A 14,785-nucleotide genomic window follows, 5' to 3' on the forward strand; every position below is an offset into this window, starting at 1 on the left:
TTAATTTTAAATTCTAATTAAAAAGATACTATTGTGAAAACTTACTCGGCAAAGCCATCGGAAATTGAAAAGAAATGGTGGATCATAGACGCAAAAAATGTTGTACTAGGACGACTCGCTAGCAGAGTTGCTAATATGCTACGCGGTAAGCATAAGCCTAGCTTTACACCTCATTTAGATTGTGGTGATAATATAATCATAATAAATGCGGAGCATGTAAAATTAACAGGTAAAAAAGCAAATCCCAAAGACGGAAAAATATATTACAGATATACAGGATTTCCAGGTGGGATAAAAGATACTACGGCAGGTAAAATTTTAAGTGGTAAACACCCTGAGAGAGTTATTAAAATGGCCGTAAAAAGAATGATTACAAGAAATGCTTTAGGTGCTAAGCAAATGAGTAATTTGTATGTTTATGCAAATGGTGATCATCCTCATATGGCACAGCAACCTACTGTTTATGATTTTGCAAGCCAAAATCCAAAAAATAAAAAGTAATAGAATATGCCCGAGTTAAAAATTAAAACAGAAAAAGTAGAGAAGCAGTTAACTAAAGAACCTTTAGTATTAAAAACTCCTAAAGAAAAAATAGATAATTTAGGCAAGTTTTATGCTACAGGTAAAAGAAAAAATGCTATAGCACGAGTATGGCTTAAAGTAGGAAAAGGAAAAATAGTTGTTAATAAAAAAACAATAGCCCAGTATTTTCCTTCTGAAACTTATGTAAAAACTATCTTACAGCCGTTTGTCTTAACAAAAACTATTGATCAGTATGATGTAATTTGTACTGTTAGAGGTGGAGGAATTTCAGGACAGAAAGGTGCTATTTTACATGGAATTTCTAAAGCTTTAGATAAAGCTGCTCCGGATTTTCATGCTATTTTGCGTAAAGGCGGTCTTTTAACACGTGATTCTAGGGTAGTAGAGCGTAAGAAATACGGACAACGTAAAGCACGTAAGAAAACACAATTCTCTAAACGTTAAGATAAAATTTGAGAAGTTGCTAATCAATTGTTGCATGGATCAATTTTTTTTATTGTCATCCCGCGACTTGATCGTGGAATCCAGCTTAAAATATTTAAATTAATTAGTATTTTAAGTTATTTTTTTTGGGATACCGTGGTCAAGCCACGGTATGACACTAAGTACATTTTCCAAGCCATGCAACCGCTTTTATCTAGAATAACACTTCTTAACAAATTATATAAACACTTTTCCCCTGGCGGGGTAGCTCAGCTGGTTAGAGCGACGGAATCATAATCCGTGTGTCGGGGGTTCAAATCCCTCCCTCGCTACCATTCATCCGTCTTTTTGACAGTTTTATAGTAAACTGATTTGAACTTTGTGCTTCGTTGTTCATCCTCTCGTCTATTATATATATAGGCTCTACCTTCGTGCCTGTCACAAAATGGGGGTGAGTTTACTATAGTACTGTTAACAGTCCCATAGTTTTTAATAAAATTTTGTATAAGATAAATATTGGACTTCTTGCATAACCTATTTTATAAAGAAGAATTTGAAGGAGGCACGGAACATAGAACCGGAGCGTAGCCAAATCTATGTAAGGATTCGAGTACCGGATCGACATACAAATTACCTTTAGAAAGAGATTATGCAAGGAGTCTATTTTATATTAGGTTCTGTGAAGATCTCTAAAACGATTTGATTTGCACTAAAAAATATCTCAAAATAACAAATCAATTAGAAATCTTTACAAAGCCTAGTATTTTATGAAATTGATTTTAACAAGTTTAGTTTTTATATTTATGAGCTTTCTTCCAATATATGCTAAATCTTTACTTAAAGGGTTCGTGTATTTGAAAGATATCGACCCTACAATTATTCAAAATATGCATTATTATTCAGATGAAAATTTTGTTGGTAAAAAGGTAGATGGTTATAAAGCACCGCAATTTTAACCATAGAAGCTGTTAAGGCTCTTAAAGCAGTACAAGCTGAGATACAAAACGATGGTTATTCACTGATTATATGCATATAGACCACAAAAAGCTGTACAACATTTTTTAAGATGGAGCAAAGATAATATTGATCAAAAAAATAAGGAAAGTTTTTACCCATATATAGATAAGTCTAAATGTTTTATATTAGGTTATATAGCTGAAAGATCTAGTCATAGTAGGAGCCTGAGATTGATCAATAATAAAGCTTCAAAAGGCAGTTAATAATAATCCTGAAGTCATTATTAAGAGAAAGCTGAAAGACGCGCGTGTTATAATCCTCTTTAGATGACAATACGGTAGACATGTATACTTCTTTTGACTTATTTGATGAAGCTTTACCTCATGACAGTAAATTAATTGATAAGCAATATTTAGCAAAACGTAATTATTTACGTTCTAAGATGCAAAACCATAATTTTAAAGCATGTAAAATTGAGTGGTGGCATTATACAACTTGCAGATGAGCCTTATAAAGATCAATATTTTAACTTTGATATAGAAAAAAACTATGACAGTATTAAGTGAGAAAAGATGCGTACCATGTGAGGGTGGAGTTCCGTCACTTGAGAAAAAAGAAATTGATAAGTTATTAGTTCAATCAATTACAAAGTGCGTGGCAAGTGAATGCATTAGGGCCTCTTTATAAAAAATATAAATTTTCTAATTTTATAAAAGCTTTTGCAAATAAGATAAATGACATTGCAGAGTAGGAAGAACATCATCCCGATTTAAGTATATCTTGGGGAGCATGTAGTGTGGAAATATGGACTAATAAAATCGACGGTCTTATGGAAAACGACTTTATATTGGCTGCAAAGATAGAAAGTAAAAGCTAATTATTTTCAAGTTGAATTACTTAAGTGAAAAGAATAATAGCAAAAATCACACAAGTATCAACAGCTAAACGATGGTTTCTTATTAAATTAATTGAATTATAATAATAATCTTAATAATATTTAATAATAAGACATGTTATAATAAACATAAAGTAACGTTATGCCAAATTATCATATTAAATTTTTACCAAATATAGTTAATTTAATCGGTTATTTTTGTAGACTTATCTTATTACCAAATTTAATACCAGCTGATTCTAGTGAAAATAGTTATGACCAAAGTCTTGATAGAAATAAGGTATATTCTGTACATTTAAAACCTTTTTCTAATACCTCCATATTTTTTAGATGAGCATCCTGATCATACCTTTGTACATATTGCTGATAAAAAATATGTTTTATGTGGATTGGTTAGAGAGCTAAAATTTGCGTTTGAAGATATAAATTCATGATTTTTAATGCCGGAAACTCAAATTGATACGGTTAATTGGGAAACTGAAACAACAAATCACTGTCTAAGTAATTTTATTATAAACTTATTTTATATAAGAGAAGTAAAAGATTTTATTGCTAATATAACTATATCTAATCTAGCAAATGCATTTACTGCACATATAATCGGTGATAATAATTATAACCTAATAAAGAATAATAGTACATATTATATGATTGAATCTAGTTGCGATAAAGATATTAGTTTATTGTTTAGAAGAACAAATGAGTGTGCTGTATTTACTTTAGGCAATGATATGGATATTTCATTATTTAGTGCTATAAATGAATGAATTGAAGGTGATAAAGAGGTAAATAGTGCTGCTCTACAAGTACTATATATATAAAATTTTTACTGAATTAATGATTCAAATTCTTTTACGACGGCTTGGTAAAGTTTACGTTTAAACGGTATTATAATAGATAAGAGTTCATCAAGTGATGTCCAACGCCATTGGTCAAATTCCGGATTAGAGGTATTTATATTAATATCTTCGTTATTTCCGGTAAACCTAATTAAAAACCAGCGTTGTTTTTGTCCACGAAAATTACCGTTCCACAGTTTAGGTATTAAAAAGCTTGGTACATCATAACTATACCAGAATTTGCTTTCGGCAATAATATATCCTTTATCGCTGCCTATTTCTTCTAACATCTCACGCATTGCTGCAATACTTGGTGTTTCGCCGGGAACTATCCCACCTTGCGGCATTTGCCATGCAGATATTTTTGTATCTATTCTTTTACCGACGAATATATGGTTATCGGCATTTAATATCATCATGCCGACCCCTGGTCTATATGGTAAATCAAGATGTTTTTTGGAAGAATTGCTCATTACTTTTTTACTTTAAAAAATCAATTATAATTTTACTACTTTATTTTTACCCGTTGTTTTAGCTTCATACATAGCTTTGTCAGCACGTTCAATGAAAGATTCTATTGATTCTTCTTTTTTATATTTCGTAACTCCGATTGAAATAGTTGTTTTTAAAGGTTCAATTTGATCTTCAATGTGAAAATTCATATATTCTATTTTAACTCTAACTCTCTCCGCAGTTTCAATTGCTTTAGAAATATCTATATCCGTTAAGAGTATAGTAAATTCTTCACCGCCGAATCTTGCTATTAAGTCTGTGACTCTGAGAGTATTCTTCAAAATACGGGATACAATTGTTAAAACCTTATCGCCTGCTTGATGACCGTAAGTATCGTTTATATGTTTAAAATTGTCGATATCGCACATAAGTAAATATAATTTAATACTTTCTTTATTAGTTTTCTCAATCATTTGTTTGAGATGTATATCGAAATAGCGACGATTAAATAAGCCGGTTAGACCGTCTTTAGCTGCTAAATTGACACTTTGTTCAAGATCATTACGTAAATTATCTTGATATTGCTTACGTCTTAATTGTGTTCTAATTCTAGCAAGCAATTCGCTTTCCTCTATAGGATAAACGAAATAATCATTAATACCGAGTTCAATACCTTTCACAACCAAAGGCATACAGTCTTCATCAATTTGTAAAATTATTACTACGCCGCTTATTTCTGCTTTACCTCTTAAAATAACACTGATCCTCAAAGGATCGTCATTTTCGAGCGTACTACTGATAATTACTAAATCGGGGGTATATTCATTTATAATATCTAATTCATCGGAATTACTTATTACCTTTACGTTTTGGGTAAGCTTAAGTAATATTTGTTTTATATTTTTAGCTTGTACCACATCATCATTAATTAGTAATATTTTTTTATCTGCACAAGTGTCATGTATTGCGATATTTGTTACGCCTAATAATGCATTAGTACTATTACGAAGCTTTAACTCATCAATTAAGCTTTTCATTCTAGATAGCGATTTAAGTCTTACAAATAGGGCAGTATCGTTAATCGGTTTTGTTAAAAACTCATCAGCTCCTGCCTCCAGACCTTTAACTCGATCATCAATATCGGAAAGTGCAGTTACCATTACAACCGGTATATGAGTAGTTTCCGGATCGGTTTTTATTGTTTTACATACCTCAAATCCATCCATTTCCGGCATCATAACATCAAGTAGTATAATATCAATTGTTCCCTTTTTAAGAATTGCTAGTGCTTTTTTACCGCTATTTGCAGTAAGAACCGTATAATACTCTTTTAAAAGTTTGGCTGTTAGTAACTTAATATTGGGTTCTATATCATCTACTACTAATATTGTGGTCATAAGATTAAATTCTTGTTTTTAAAGGAAATAATTTGTATATTTATACTTTAATTTTAAGTCTTAAATGTATGATATATGAAAATTTCAGCAAATTCAATTAGAACAGGTAACATATTAGTTTATAATAATGCTTTATGGGTTGTCAGCAAAACACCGGAACATACTCAACCCGGGAAAGGTGGAGCTTATGTACAAGTTGAGATGAAAAATTTAAAAACAGGGACAAAGCGTAACGAAAGATTCAGTTCTGCCGATTATTTAGAAAAAGCCGCACTTGAACAAAAAGAATATCAATTTTTATATTTTGAAGGTGATGATTTGGTATTAATGGATACCAAACATTTTGATCAAATAAATATTTCCAAGGAAATGTTAGAAGAAAAATTATCTTTCTTAACTGAAAATATGATTGTTAAAGTCGAATTTTATAATGATAAGCCTTTAAATATTGAGCTTCCTACAACTGTTATACTTGAAATTAGTGAAACTGATCCGGTAATAAAAGGAGCAACCGCTACCGCTTCTTATAAACCAGCAATTTTAGAAAACGGTATTAAAGTTAAGGTCCCGCAATATTTAGAAATAGGAGAAAAAATTGTTGTTAAAACTGATGATATGACATATGTCGAGAGAGCGAAGTAAGCTGTTTTATTGAACTATGGATGTCATTCCAGCGAAGGCATTGCCTGTGTGGATACCACCCCGTCATTGCGAGCAGCCGTAGGCTGCGTGGCAATCTCGTCAAATATCCTGAGATTGCTTAGTCAAAACTTACAGTTTTTCCTCGCAATGACGACTTTCAGCATCCACTCAGGCAATGCTTTTAGCGAGGAATGGTATCAATTTTTTAAAGCCATACGACATAATTGCTAAAACTAATATCTTAAAGTAAAAATATCAAATGCAACCTATAACTAATTTATTAATTAATGCCCTGCGTAAAGCTGTTAAGTTTTTGCATAGAGATTTTTTAGAACTCGAAATGCTACAAAAAAATTCTGTAAGAAATGAAGAATTTTGTAAGCGATCTTATGTAAAATTAAAAACTTTATTATGTGAAGAATTACAAAAACATACACAATATTTATTTTTTCCGGAGGATAAATTCGATTTAAATAATAATTATGAGAGTGTTTTTTTAATTAATCCTATAGATAGCCCAAATAATTTTGCCAGAAGCATACCTTTTTTTGCGATATCCGTAACTTATTTAAAAAGGAATCAAGAAGTTTTAACTCCTACTTCTACAGTAATATATTTTCCTGCTCTTAATGAAATTTATTATGCTGAAAAAGGTAAGGGAGCTTGGATAGAAAAAAATAATTTAAACTCTAATTATCAAGGATTAAGACTTAGAGTTTCCGATAATGCCGATTTAAAAAACTGTTTAGCAATTATTGAAGATGTAAATCATAATGATTTGGAGGAGATAGAGGTAGATAATATTAGATCTTTTGGTTCTCTTTGCTATGGGGCTATGCTTGTAGCGTCAGGTAAAGCGGATTTAATATGTTTATCATTATTAAATTTTACATTATATTATGCATTTGAGCTTTTTATTAAGGAAGCAGGCGGGATAATTATAGATTCTAGCGATAAATTTCTATATTCAAATCGTTATATTGCTAAAAAACTTAAAAAATATTAGACAAGAAATTATTTTAGATTTGCATTTTTATTATTATAATAATATTAATATAATTATTTCATAAAGTTATGGCACATTATAAAGAGTTTGAATTTGACTGCGATTTTAGTGGACAAAGAGCCAAGTTTAAGTTTTATATAGGTACGCCTCAAGAAGGGCATCATCCGCTACAATTTCAAGCAAAATGGTTATCTGACGAAAGAGGCGGTACTATTTCTGATGATGTTATGAAAGCAATATCACAGCTAAATGATCTTGCAAAAAAAAACGGTGTTCCACTCCCGGATTTATGCGTATATGCTCTTGGTTCTGCGCAAGAAGTCCAAGCTACCCCTCAAGACGAAGATGAAAACGAGAGTGAGAACCAAGAGGATAAAGCAGAGCAGGCATAGTTAAAAATAATAAGGAGATTCATAGAGATTAAAATGAAACAATATAATGATTTATTTAAAATTATTCACCGCGAAGGATATATATTTATTGCTAGCTTTGCATTAGTAAGTTTTTTATTAGCATCATTTAATGAAAAACTTGGCTGTATTGGATGTATTGCTACTGCTTGGTGTATTTATTTTTTCCGTAATCCTGATCGCGTTGTGCCTATAAGTAATGATCTGGTAATAAGTCCTGCAGATGGAATAATTCAAGAAATTAAGGAAGCATTGCCGCCTCCGGAATTAGGGCTTGGTGATGTGGAAATGATTAGAGTTAGTATTTTTCTAAATATTTTTAATGTCCATGTTAATAGAATCCCGGCAAACGGAAAAATTTTAGCACTTCATTATAATCCAGGAAAATTTTTTAATGCTTCACTCGATAAAGCTAGTATTTATAATGAGCGTCAATCAGTATTAATGGAAACTGCTCAAGGTCAGAAAATTGTTTTTGTTCAAATAGCCGGACTTATAGCAAGGCGTATAGTTTGTGATTTAGAAGAGGGTAATGAAGTTAAAACGGGCGAGCGATACGGTATAATTCGTTTCGGTAGCAGAGTAGATGTTTATCTACCGTTGAAAACAGCTTTATTAGTGAGTAAAGGGCAGACTGCTATAGGCGGTGAAACTATCATTGCTGATTTTGGACGTAAAAAGACAACAGAATTTAAGTTTGAGAGGAAGTAGCCTCATAACTTTAAAACCGTCATTGCGAGCAGCCGTAGGCATGGTTTGTTTATCTCATTCCCGCGAAAGCGGGAATGAGACATTGACAGCCATGCAACCACACTGTTTTTTCATTGCAATGACGTGATAAATACATTTTGAGTATAAAAATTGTTAAAAATTCGTAAATCTATAATAACTAAGCCTGTACCTCTAATAAAATTAATTCCCAACTTTATTACGTTGCTTGGTTTAGTAACCGGTATGAGTTCTATAAAATTTGCTTTGGATAGCAGATGGGAACTTGCGGTATATTGCATTATAGTAGCGGCAATTATTGACGGTATCGACGGTAGAATAGCAAGGATGCTAAATGCAGTTAGCCCATTTGGTGCAGAGCTTGATTCATTATGCGATTTTGCTAATTTCGGTATAGCTCCTGCCTATCTGATATATTTATGGTCTTTTCAACAATATGAGTATAAGGTATTTTCATCAGCGGTAATGTTATTATTTATAGTGTGTATGGCACTACGTTTAGCTCGCTTTAACGTTGGTATTTATCAACCGAAACAAGATAAAAAAACTGACTATTTTTTTACCGGTGTACCTGCCCCATGTGGTGCTTTACTTGCTTTAATGCCTGTAATGATAGATTTTGAAATCGGTACGTTATTAAATATCAATACCCGTACTCACACTATAACAATTAATATATATTTGGCTATTATAGCTTTTCTACTTGCTAGTAGGCTGCCTACAATCTCAACAAAAAATTTGAGTATTAAACCTGAATATTTATCGCTTGCAATGATTTTAGTTGCTATTGTTATTATAAATCTTATCATATATCCATGGTATTCACTGCCGTTAATTGCAGTTATATATATTCTTTCTATACCAATTTGTTATTTTCTGAAACATAGAGGGTATTGGTGAAGTTAATTATGCCGAGTGTATTACAACAAGCTATCGACAAATATAAACATCATCCATTTACTAAATATGTAATTATTATAGCCTTAATCATATGTATTTATTTGGGATATAGAATTTATGTTTGGGCAAATACACAATCCACGGATAATGCTTACATAGATGCAGATATTTCAAATGTTAGTGCTGAAGTTAGCGGTGTTTTAACAAAGTTATTTGTTACCGATAATACTAAAGTTAATAAAGGTGATCTGATAGGTGAAATTGACGATAGAGATTATAAGGCAAAGCTTGCAGCACTTGAAGCATCTATTGAAGCTTGCATAAAAAATATAGAAATTATAGAGCAAAAAATCTCAATAGGGCAGATTAGCCTAGAGCAAGCAGCTGAAAAATTAAAGCTTAATAAAATAAGCTTTGATATTGTTGCAACAGATGTTATGAGAGTGCAGGAATTAAATAAGGCAAAATTTGCTAGCTCTAAAACGTTAGATGATTCTAAAAACGCATATCAAAAAGCCAAAACAGATTATAAACAAGCACAATTAGATTTAGATATATCTAAGCAACATTTACAGCTTCTTGAGCTTGAAAAAGCAGCAGAACAGGAAAAACTTAAAGAGCTAACAGAAAATAAAAAAGTAACCTTTAGGAGCTTACAAAATACTAAACTTATTGCTATGGTACCCGGTATATTCGGTAATAGTAGTTTAGAAGTCGGAAATTACATAGTACCGGGTAGGGCGTTGTTTTCTATAGTTCAAGATAATACTATGTATATTCAGGCTAATTTTAAAGAAACACAAATTCAGAAATTTAAGTCCGGCATGAAAGTCAAAATTGAATTTGATGCTTTGCCTAAAAAGGTAATTTACGGGAAGATTCGTAATATTGCTCCTGCTACCGGCTCTAAATTTAGCTTAATCCCACCAGATCATGCTACCGGTAATTTTACTAAAAGCGTACAACGTGTACCTGTTTTAATAGATTTTGAATCCCCAAATGCTAATCTAGTTCCCGGCATGTCAGCAATCGTATCCATTAGAACGGATCAAAGTACGTAATTTTTGTTAAAAAATAGCAATAATTATTCTATTAAAAGTACATATTCTAGTATTATTTACTGATTACTTAAAAAGCTATATAATATGAGTAATACCAAAAGTAATAATTAATATACAAAGATATTTAGATCCCACTAATGATAGTGTATTTAAAAAAATCTTTCGTGATTTAGAGAGGTTCAAGGAATTTATCAATGCAGTTCTTGCACTACCTGAGGGGCTTAGAATTAAAGCAATAGAATTTATACCTGTAGAGCAAGTACCTATGCTCGATAAAGGGAACAAAAAGCATATTTGATTTAAAGGTTAAAGATGAAGCCAGTAGCTGGTATATAATCGAGATGCAAAAAAGAAATGAAAGCGATTACTTAAAAAGAGTGCAATATTATTCTGCTCATTCTTACGTACAGCAACTTACACAAGGAATAAAGCATAAAGATTTATTACCGGTAATAGTTATTTCACTTATTAAGACTAAAATGTTTGATGATGAAGTACCTTGTATAAGTCTTCATAAAATGCTTGAAACTAAAACAAATAAGCAATATTTATTTGATTTTTCTATGTATTTATAGAGCTTAAAAATTTTGATAAAGATAAGATTGAAACTACTATAGATGAGTGGCTACATTTATTTAAGTGTGCAGAAACATAAAACAGCTCACCTGCAAATATAAAGAGCGAGAAAGTATTAGATGCAATATAATAGAAATGCATAACCTCACCGCCGAAGAATATGATTCCTATATAAGAGCGAAATTAATGGAAGATGCCTAGGAAATAGCTTTAGACGAACAGTGTGAAAAAGGGAAAGCTGAAATAAGCATAGAAATAGCAAAGAACTTGTTACTTAAAGATATAGATGTCAATATAATAGCAGATTCAACAGGACTAACTATAGAAGAAATAGAAGAGCTAAAAGCAAAAATAGAAAATTCTGAAACCAGTTGATTAATTATTTGCTCTTTAACTCTGCTAATTCTTTCTTGAGTTTTATTACTAAAGTTTGTAATTTTTCAAATTCTTCGCGAGTGACGTAATTCCCTTTAAGTATTTTATCCTCAATTATGCCACAGCTTTTATCCGTTATACTATTTAAGGCTTTTTGTGCTACGCTGCTAGCTCCAACGGCTACTTTTAAAATATTATTTGTTTTCATAGTACCTCTATCGATAAAGCATGCAAGCCGCTATTAAATTCATCGGCAAGTAAGTTATTAATAGTGCGATGATTGGCAATTAGGCTTTTCCCCTGTAATGTTTCTGCAGAAATTCTTATTTTTATATGGCTGTGAATTCCGTTATAATGACTAGCATGTTTATAGCTTTCATCTATTATTTCTTGAAAATGTGGTTTTAACAAACTTAATTTTTCTTGTATCCTTTCTATGCGGTTCATATTTTTATTTCATTTACAGTAAAAATGTCCTAATATTCTTAAGTATATAATTTTATGATACACATGGCAATGTCAGAATTAATAACGGATTATAAAGATTTACAAGATGCGATAGATAAATTGGAAAAAGGCGTATGTTTTGCTTGTAGATTAGTTAATTATGATGAAATAGAATTTATAGAGCAGGGTAAGCATTTTATAATTGAAGATTTAGATCAAATCATTGAAGATGTAGGCAAAGAACTTAATATTTTTTCAAAGTTTAAGAAAATAAAGAAAGATAGAATATTATTTATCCTAAATACTACTGATTCTGACTTAATTAAAAATTTTGCTAGAAAATTATATTTATTTTTGCAGCTTTATATTAATGAACAGAAGCCGGCAATTTATATGAATTGTTATATTGCTAGTATTAAATTTCCAAAAGTAAGTAATAATGCTAAAGAAATTGAAAAAACATTAAATATGTTACTTTCACAAAATAATAATTATTATTACCGTGAATATAGCAGTACAGAACATGATTTGGAAAATATAAGAAAATCTAATCTTCAGCTTAACTTACTACGACAAGCCTTAGCAAAAAAGACTATGCGATTTGCTTATCAGCCTGTAATAGATCGCAATACTATGAAGATTCATTATTATGAATGTCTGCTTCGTATACCTGACGAGAACGGTGTTTATGTTTCCGTAGGTCCTATAATCCCTATTGCTGAAAATAAAGGATTAATTTTTATAATTGATCAAATTGTTTTAGAAATGACTGTTAATGAACTTGCCCGCAACCCAAACTTAATGTTAGCCGTTAATATTTCAAATATAGGAACAGGCGATGAAGCTTTATGGGAAATAGCAGAAAACTTATTAAAAGCTCATAATGTTCGGGATCGTTTAATTATTGAAATTACGGAAACTTCTTTCAATGAGCATTACGATAAAATAACTTTATTTATTAATAAACTACGTAAGTACGGATGTAAATTTGCATTAGACGATTTTGGTGCGGGTTTTACTTCTTTTAAACAACTTCAAAGCTTACCAATTGATATTATCAAAATTGACAGTAAATATGTGCGTAGTATTACAAGTGATGTACAAAGTAGGTATTTCGTAGAAAGATTGATTAAAATTTCAGAAGATTTAGGTATTGCAACGGTAGCTGAATTCGTAGAAAACGGAGAAATAGCTAAATTTTTAATTGATCTAAAAGTCGGTGGGCTACAAGGAAACTTCTATTCCGAAGCAAAATTTGACAGGGTGGATGAGGTTTAATGATTGTCATACTGAACCGGTTTTGTTGCCTGGCTCTTGAAAAAGACTCCGATGTCATGCCGTGACTTGACCACGGTATCCATAAAAATAACTTTTAATATCAATGATTTTAATATTTTAAACTGGATACCGCGATCAAGTCGCGGTATGACACAGTTAGTGCTTGACAATGTTACTTAAAACCTATATGCAGAACTCAATTTTAAATGATTAAACTTAAATGCTGTTACTTGAATTAAAAAAAACTAATCAAACCTTGGAAACTATACATTTTATAGGTATCGGCGGCGTTGGCATGAGCGGTATTGCTGAGATATTACATAATCTAGGTTATAAAGTACAAGGTTCCGATTTAGTAGAAAATTATAATACAAAAAGGCTTGAGTCATACGGCATTAAAATATTTTTAGGACACGCCGAGCAGAACATTACCAATGTGTCGTATGTTGTTATTTCATCGGCAATTAATCCAAAGAATCCTGAAATAAAAGAAGCTTTGGAGCGTAAAATTCCAATTATTAGACGTGCGGACATGCTTGCTGAACTTATGAGATTAAAATGTTCAGTAGCAGTTTCGGGATCGCACGGTAAAACCACTACTACTTCTTTAGTTGCTTGTTTATTTGAGGCAGCCGGTTTATGTCCTACGGTTATTAACGGTGGGATCATCAATAATAAATCGACTAATGCATATCTTGGTTCAAGTAATTATTTAATTGCGGAGGCCGATGAATCGGATGCAACGTTTATTCATATTCCATCAACTATTGCGATAATAACTAACATTGATCCTGAACATTTAGATTATTATAGAGATTTTGAAACATTAATTGGTGCTTTTAGAAGCTTTATTAATAATTTGCCGTTTTACGGTTTTGCCGTTTGTTGTATCGATCATAAAATAGTTCGTAAGTTAGTAGATGATATTACTGAAAGGAAGATTGTTACTTACGGCATCGATTCGGAAGATGCTCATATTATAGCGTTTAATATTAACACTGATATTGCCTCCTCTACTTTTGACGTAAAAATTAGTCTACCAAATGTACTAGGTACAACGATTATTGAAAAAATTACTATTCCAACGCCCGGAAGACATAATATTTTAAATAGTCTTGCTGCAATTGCCGTTGGGATAGAATTAGATTTCGGTATTAAAGCTATTAAAAACGGTTTTAATAATTTTAAAGGAGTGAAGAGGAGATTTACTAAAGTAGCTGAATATAATAAGGCTTCAATTATCGATGATTACGCTCATCACCCTGAGGAAATCAAAGCAACGCTTGCGACGGCTAAAAATATAGCAAATAAACAAAACGGTAAAGTTATTGCTATTTTTCAGCCTCACAGATATTCAAGAATGCAGTATTTATTTGATGATTTTATGCTTTGCTTTGCTGATGCCGATATACTCTATATTACCGATATATATGCTGCAGGTGAAAACCCTATAGAAGGAATTACAGGACAAAGTTTAGTTGATAAGATTACTAAGCATAAACATCACGATAAAGCAAATTTTCTAGCAGAGCTAGATGATGCGGTTGGAGTTATTATAGATAATGCAGCTTCCGGTGATATGATAATTATGATGGGAGCAGGTAATATTTCAAGTTTTGCTAATGAATTAGATGGGAGATTGTCATCCCGTGGCTTTAGCTGTCATACCGTGGTTTGACTGGTATTGTTGCATAGCTCTTATGTCATTCCCGCGAAAGCGGGAATCCAGAAAAAAATGATAAAAACAAAGAAAATTATATACTAAATTTTTATATAATTTATTTAAAAAACTGGATTCTCGCTTTCGCGGGAATGACATCTGTTCGTATAACATAGGGTCAAGCGAACTAGGGG

The 14,785-nt window shown here is 31.6% G+C and carries 19 protein-coding genes, 1 tRNA gene and 3 pseudogenes; 19 read left to right on the top strand and 4 right to left on the bottom strand.

The features are described 5' to 3' along the window. Positions 1-33: 33 nt before the first annotated feature. From rplM to RJP_RS01720, 9 genes and pseudogenes are all read left to right on the top strand, one after another. Positions 34-501 (top strand): 50S ribosomal protein L13, encoded by a 468-nt coding sequence (rplM, locus tag RJP_RS01690; protein ID WP_014120607.1) that lies wholly within the window; start codon positions 34-36, stop codon positions 499-501. 6 nt (positions 502-507) lie between these two features. Then, on the top strand, positions 508-987 hold the full coding sequence (gene rpsI / locus RJP_RS01695) for a 30S ribosomal protein S9 (RefSeq protein WP_014014017.1): 480 nt from the start codon (positions 508-510) through the stop codon (positions 985-987). Between the two features lie 237 nt (positions 988-1,224). Further along, positions 1,225-1,301: transfer RNA gene (locus RJP_RS01700), tRNA-Met, on the top strand. Between the two features lie 178 nt (positions 1,302-1,479). Continuing rightward, positions 1,480-1,623 (top strand): annotated as a pseudogene (locus tag RJP_RS11525) (palindromic element RPE1 domain-containing protein); the annotation flags it as partial. A gap of 110 nt (positions 1,624-1,733) precedes the next feature. Next, on the top strand, positions 1,734-1,922 hold the full coding sequence (locus tag RJP_RS01705; protein WP_037215260.1) for a hypothetical protein: 189 nt from the start codon (positions 1,734-1,736) through the stop codon (positions 1,920-1,922). A 344-nt stretch (positions 1,923-2,266) separates the two neighbouring features. Beyond that, positions 2,267-2,428 (top strand): M15 family metallopeptidase domain-containing protein, encoded by a 162-nt coding sequence (locus RJP_RS01710; RefSeq protein WP_024704475.1) that lies wholly within the window; start codon positions 2,267-2,269, stop codon positions 2,426-2,428. 44 nt (positions 2,429-2,472) lie between these two features. Continuing rightward, a pseudogene (locus tag RJP_RS07500) lies at positions 2,473-2,800 on the top strand (4a-hydroxytetrahydrobiopterin dehydratase). A 160-nt stretch (positions 2,801-2,960) separates the two neighbouring features. Next, positions 2,961-3,252: pseudogene (locus RJP_RS01715) on the top strand (hypothetical protein). A 6-nt stretch (positions 3,253-3,258) separates the two neighbouring features. Continuing rightward, on the top strand, positions 3,259-3,585 hold the full coding sequence (locus RJP_RS01720; protein WP_037215261.1) for a hypothetical protein: 327 nt from the start codon (positions 3,259-3,261) through the stop codon (positions 3,583-3,585). Positions 3,586-3,644: 59 nt separating this feature from the next. On the opposite strand, the gene RJP_RS01725 is transcribed toward RJP_RS01720, so the two are convergent. Beyond that, positions 3,645-4,130 carry an RNA pyrophosphohydrolase gene (locus RJP_RS01725; protein WP_014120608.1) on the bottom strand — a complete coding sequence of 162 codons (486 nt, stop codon included), beginning with the start codon at positions 4,128-4,130 and terminating at the stop codon, positions 3,645-3,647. Between the two features lie 24 nt (positions 4,131-4,154). Beyond that, positions 4,155-5,507, bottom strand: coding sequence for a PleD family two-component system response regulator (locus RJP_RS01730; RefSeq protein WP_014120609.1), 1,353 nt, complete (start codon positions 5,505-5,507; stop codon positions 4,155-4,157). Between the two features lie 75 nt (positions 5,508-5,582). Here RJP_RS01730 and efp point away from each other — a divergent pair, with 75 nt between their 5' ends. The 8 genes from efp to RJP_RS10255 all read left to right on the top strand — a co-directional run bounded on the left by efp (position 5,583) and on the right by RJP_RS10255 (position 10,830). Beyond that, entirely contained in the window at positions 5,583-6,149 is a 567-nt protein-coding gene (gene efp, locus RJP_RS01735; RefSeq protein ID WP_014014025.1) for an elongation factor P, read from the top strand. Between the two features lie 259 nt (positions 6,150-6,408). Further along, positions 6,409-7,155: an inositol monophosphatase family protein gene (locus tag RJP_RS01740; RefSeq protein ID WP_014120610.1), complete on the top strand. Its 747-nt coding sequence runs from the start codon at positions 6,409-6,411 to the stop codon at positions 7,153-7,155. Positions 7,156-7,223: 68 nt separating this feature from the next. Further along, a complete protein-coding gene (locus RJP_RS01745) occupies positions 7,224-7,547 on the top strand; it encodes a DUF2610 domain-containing protein (protein ID WP_014014027.1) in 324 nt (107 codons plus the stop codon). 33 nt (positions 7,548-7,580) lie between these two features. Then, positions 7,581-8,276, top strand: a complete 696-nt coding sequence (locus RJP_RS01750) for a phosphatidylserine decarboxylase (RefSeq protein ID WP_014014028.1) — start codon at positions 7,581-7,583, stop codon at positions 8,274-8,276. A gap of 150 nt (positions 8,277-8,426) precedes the next feature. Then, positions 8,427-9,194 (top strand): CDP-alcohol phosphatidyltransferase family protein, encoded by a 768-nt coding sequence (locus tag RJP_RS01755; protein WP_014120611.1) that lies wholly within the window; start codon positions 8,427-8,429, stop codon positions 9,192-9,194. Between the two features lie 8 nt (positions 9,195-9,202). Beyond that, entirely contained in the window at positions 9,203-10,255 is a 1,053-nt protein-coding gene (locus RJP_RS01760; protein ID WP_014014030.1) for an HlyD family secretion protein, read from the top strand. 112 nt (positions 10,256-10,367) lie between these two features. Next, positions 10,368-10,553, top strand: a complete 186-nt coding sequence (locus RJP_RS11235; RefSeq protein ID WP_081497961.1) for a hypothetical protein — start codon at positions 10,368-10,370, stop codon at positions 10,551-10,553. Between the two features lie 37 nt (positions 10,554-10,590). After that, on the top strand, positions 10,591-10,830 hold the full coding sequence (locus RJP_RS10255; RefSeq protein WP_231839126.1) for an Rpn family recombination-promoting nuclease/putative transposase: 240 nt from the start codon (positions 10,591-10,593) through the stop codon (positions 10,828-10,830). Positions 10,831-11,210: 380 nt separating this feature from the next. Here the strand turns inward: RJP_RS10255 and RJP_RS01770 are convergent, their stop codons facing one another. Next, a complete protein-coding gene (locus RJP_RS01770; protein ID WP_004996338.1) occupies positions 11,211-11,414 on the bottom strand; it encodes a hypothetical protein in 204 nt (67 codons plus the stop codon). Then, positions 11,411-11,653, bottom strand: a complete 243-nt coding sequence (locus RJP_RS01775; RefSeq protein ID WP_014014033.1) for a BolA family protein — start codon at positions 11,651-11,653, stop codon at positions 11,411-11,413. Before RJP_RS01775 ends, RJP_RS01770 begins: the two co-directional genes overlap by 4 nt. 54 nt (positions 11,654-11,707) lie before the next feature. Here RJP_RS01775 and RJP_RS01780 point away from each other — a divergent pair, with 54 nt between their 5' ends. Continuing rightward, entirely contained in the window at positions 11,708-12,931 is a 1,224-nt protein-coding gene (locus tag RJP_RS01780; protein WP_014120613.1) for an EAL domain-containing protein, read from the top strand. A 220-nt stretch (positions 12,932-13,151) separates the two neighbouring features. After that, positions 13,152-14,609, top strand: coding sequence for a UDP-N-acetylmuramate--L-alanine ligase (gene murC / locus RJP_RS01785; protein WP_014014035.1), 1,458 nt, complete (start codon positions 13,152-13,154; stop codon positions 14,607-14,609). Positions 14,610-14,785 lie beyond the last annotated feature (176 nt).

The organism is Rickettsia japonica YH (assembly GCF_000283595.1).
Lineage (GTDB): Bacteria > Pseudomonadota > Alphaproteobacteria > Rickettsiales > Rickettsiaceae > Rickettsia > Rickettsia rickettsii.

What these genes read in the sequence shown, in the direction of transcription:
- rpsI (WP_014014017.1), top strand. Translation starts at nt 508, where the DNA reads ATGCCCGAGTTAAAAATTAAAACAGAAAAAGTAGAGAAGCAGTTAACT.
- RJP_RS01720 (WP_037215261.1), top strand. Translation starts at nt 3,259, where the DNA reads ATGCCGGAAACTCAAATTGATACGGTTAATTGGGAAACTGAAACAACA.
- RJP_RS01770 (WP_004996338.1), bottom strand. Translation starts at nt 11,414, where the DNA reads ATGAAAACAAATAATATTTTAAAAGTAGCCGTTGGAGCTAGCAGCGTA.
- RJP_RS01775 (WP_014014033.1), bottom strand. Translation starts at nt 11,653, where the DNA reads ATGAACCGCATAGAAAGGATACAAGAAAAATTAAGTTTGTTAAAACCA.
- efp (WP_014014025.1), top strand. Translation starts at nt 5,583, where the DNA reads ATGAAAATTTCAGCAAATTCAATTAGAACAGGTAACATATTAGTTTAT.
- RJP_RS01740 (WP_014120610.1), top strand. Translation starts at nt 6,409, where the DNA reads ATGCAACCTATAACTAATTTATTAATTAATGCCCTGCGTAAAGCTGTT.
- RJP_RS01710 (WP_024704475.1), top strand. Translation starts at nt 2,267, where the DNA reads ATGTATACTTCTTTTGACTTATTTGATGAAGCTTTACCTCATGACAGT.
- RJP_RS01750 (WP_014014028.1), top strand. Translation starts at nt 7,581, where the DNA reads ATGAAACAATATAATGATTTATTTAAAATTATTCACCGCGAAGGATAT.
- RJP_RS01745 (WP_014014027.1), top strand. Translation starts at nt 7,224, where the DNA reads ATGGCACATTATAAAGAGTTTGAATTTGACTGCGATTTTAGTGGACAA.
- RJP_RS01725 (WP_014120608.1), bottom strand. Translation starts at nt 4,130, where the DNA reads ATGAGCAATTCTTCCAAAAAACATCTTGATTTACCATATAGACCAGGG.
- RJP_RS01780 (WP_014120613.1), top strand. Translation starts at nt 11,708, where the DNA reads ATGATACACATGGCAATGTCAGAATTAATAACGGATTATAAAGATTTA.
- RJP_RS01705 (WP_037215260.1), top strand. Translation starts at nt 1,734, where the DNA reads ATGAAATTGATTTTAACAAGTTTAGTTTTTATATTTATGAGCTTTCTT.
- RJP_RS01730 (WP_014120609.1), bottom strand. Translation starts at nt 5,507, where the DNA reads ATGACCACAATATTAGTAGTAGATGATATAGAACCCAATATTAAGTTA.
- RJP_RS01760 (WP_014014030.1), top strand. Translation starts at nt 9,203, where the DNA reads ATGCCGAGTGTATTACAACAAGCTATCGACAAATATAAACATCATCCA.
- murC (WP_014014035.1), top strand. Translation starts at nt 13,152, where the DNA reads ATGCTGTTACTTGAATTAAAAAAAACTAATCAAACCTTGGAAACTATA.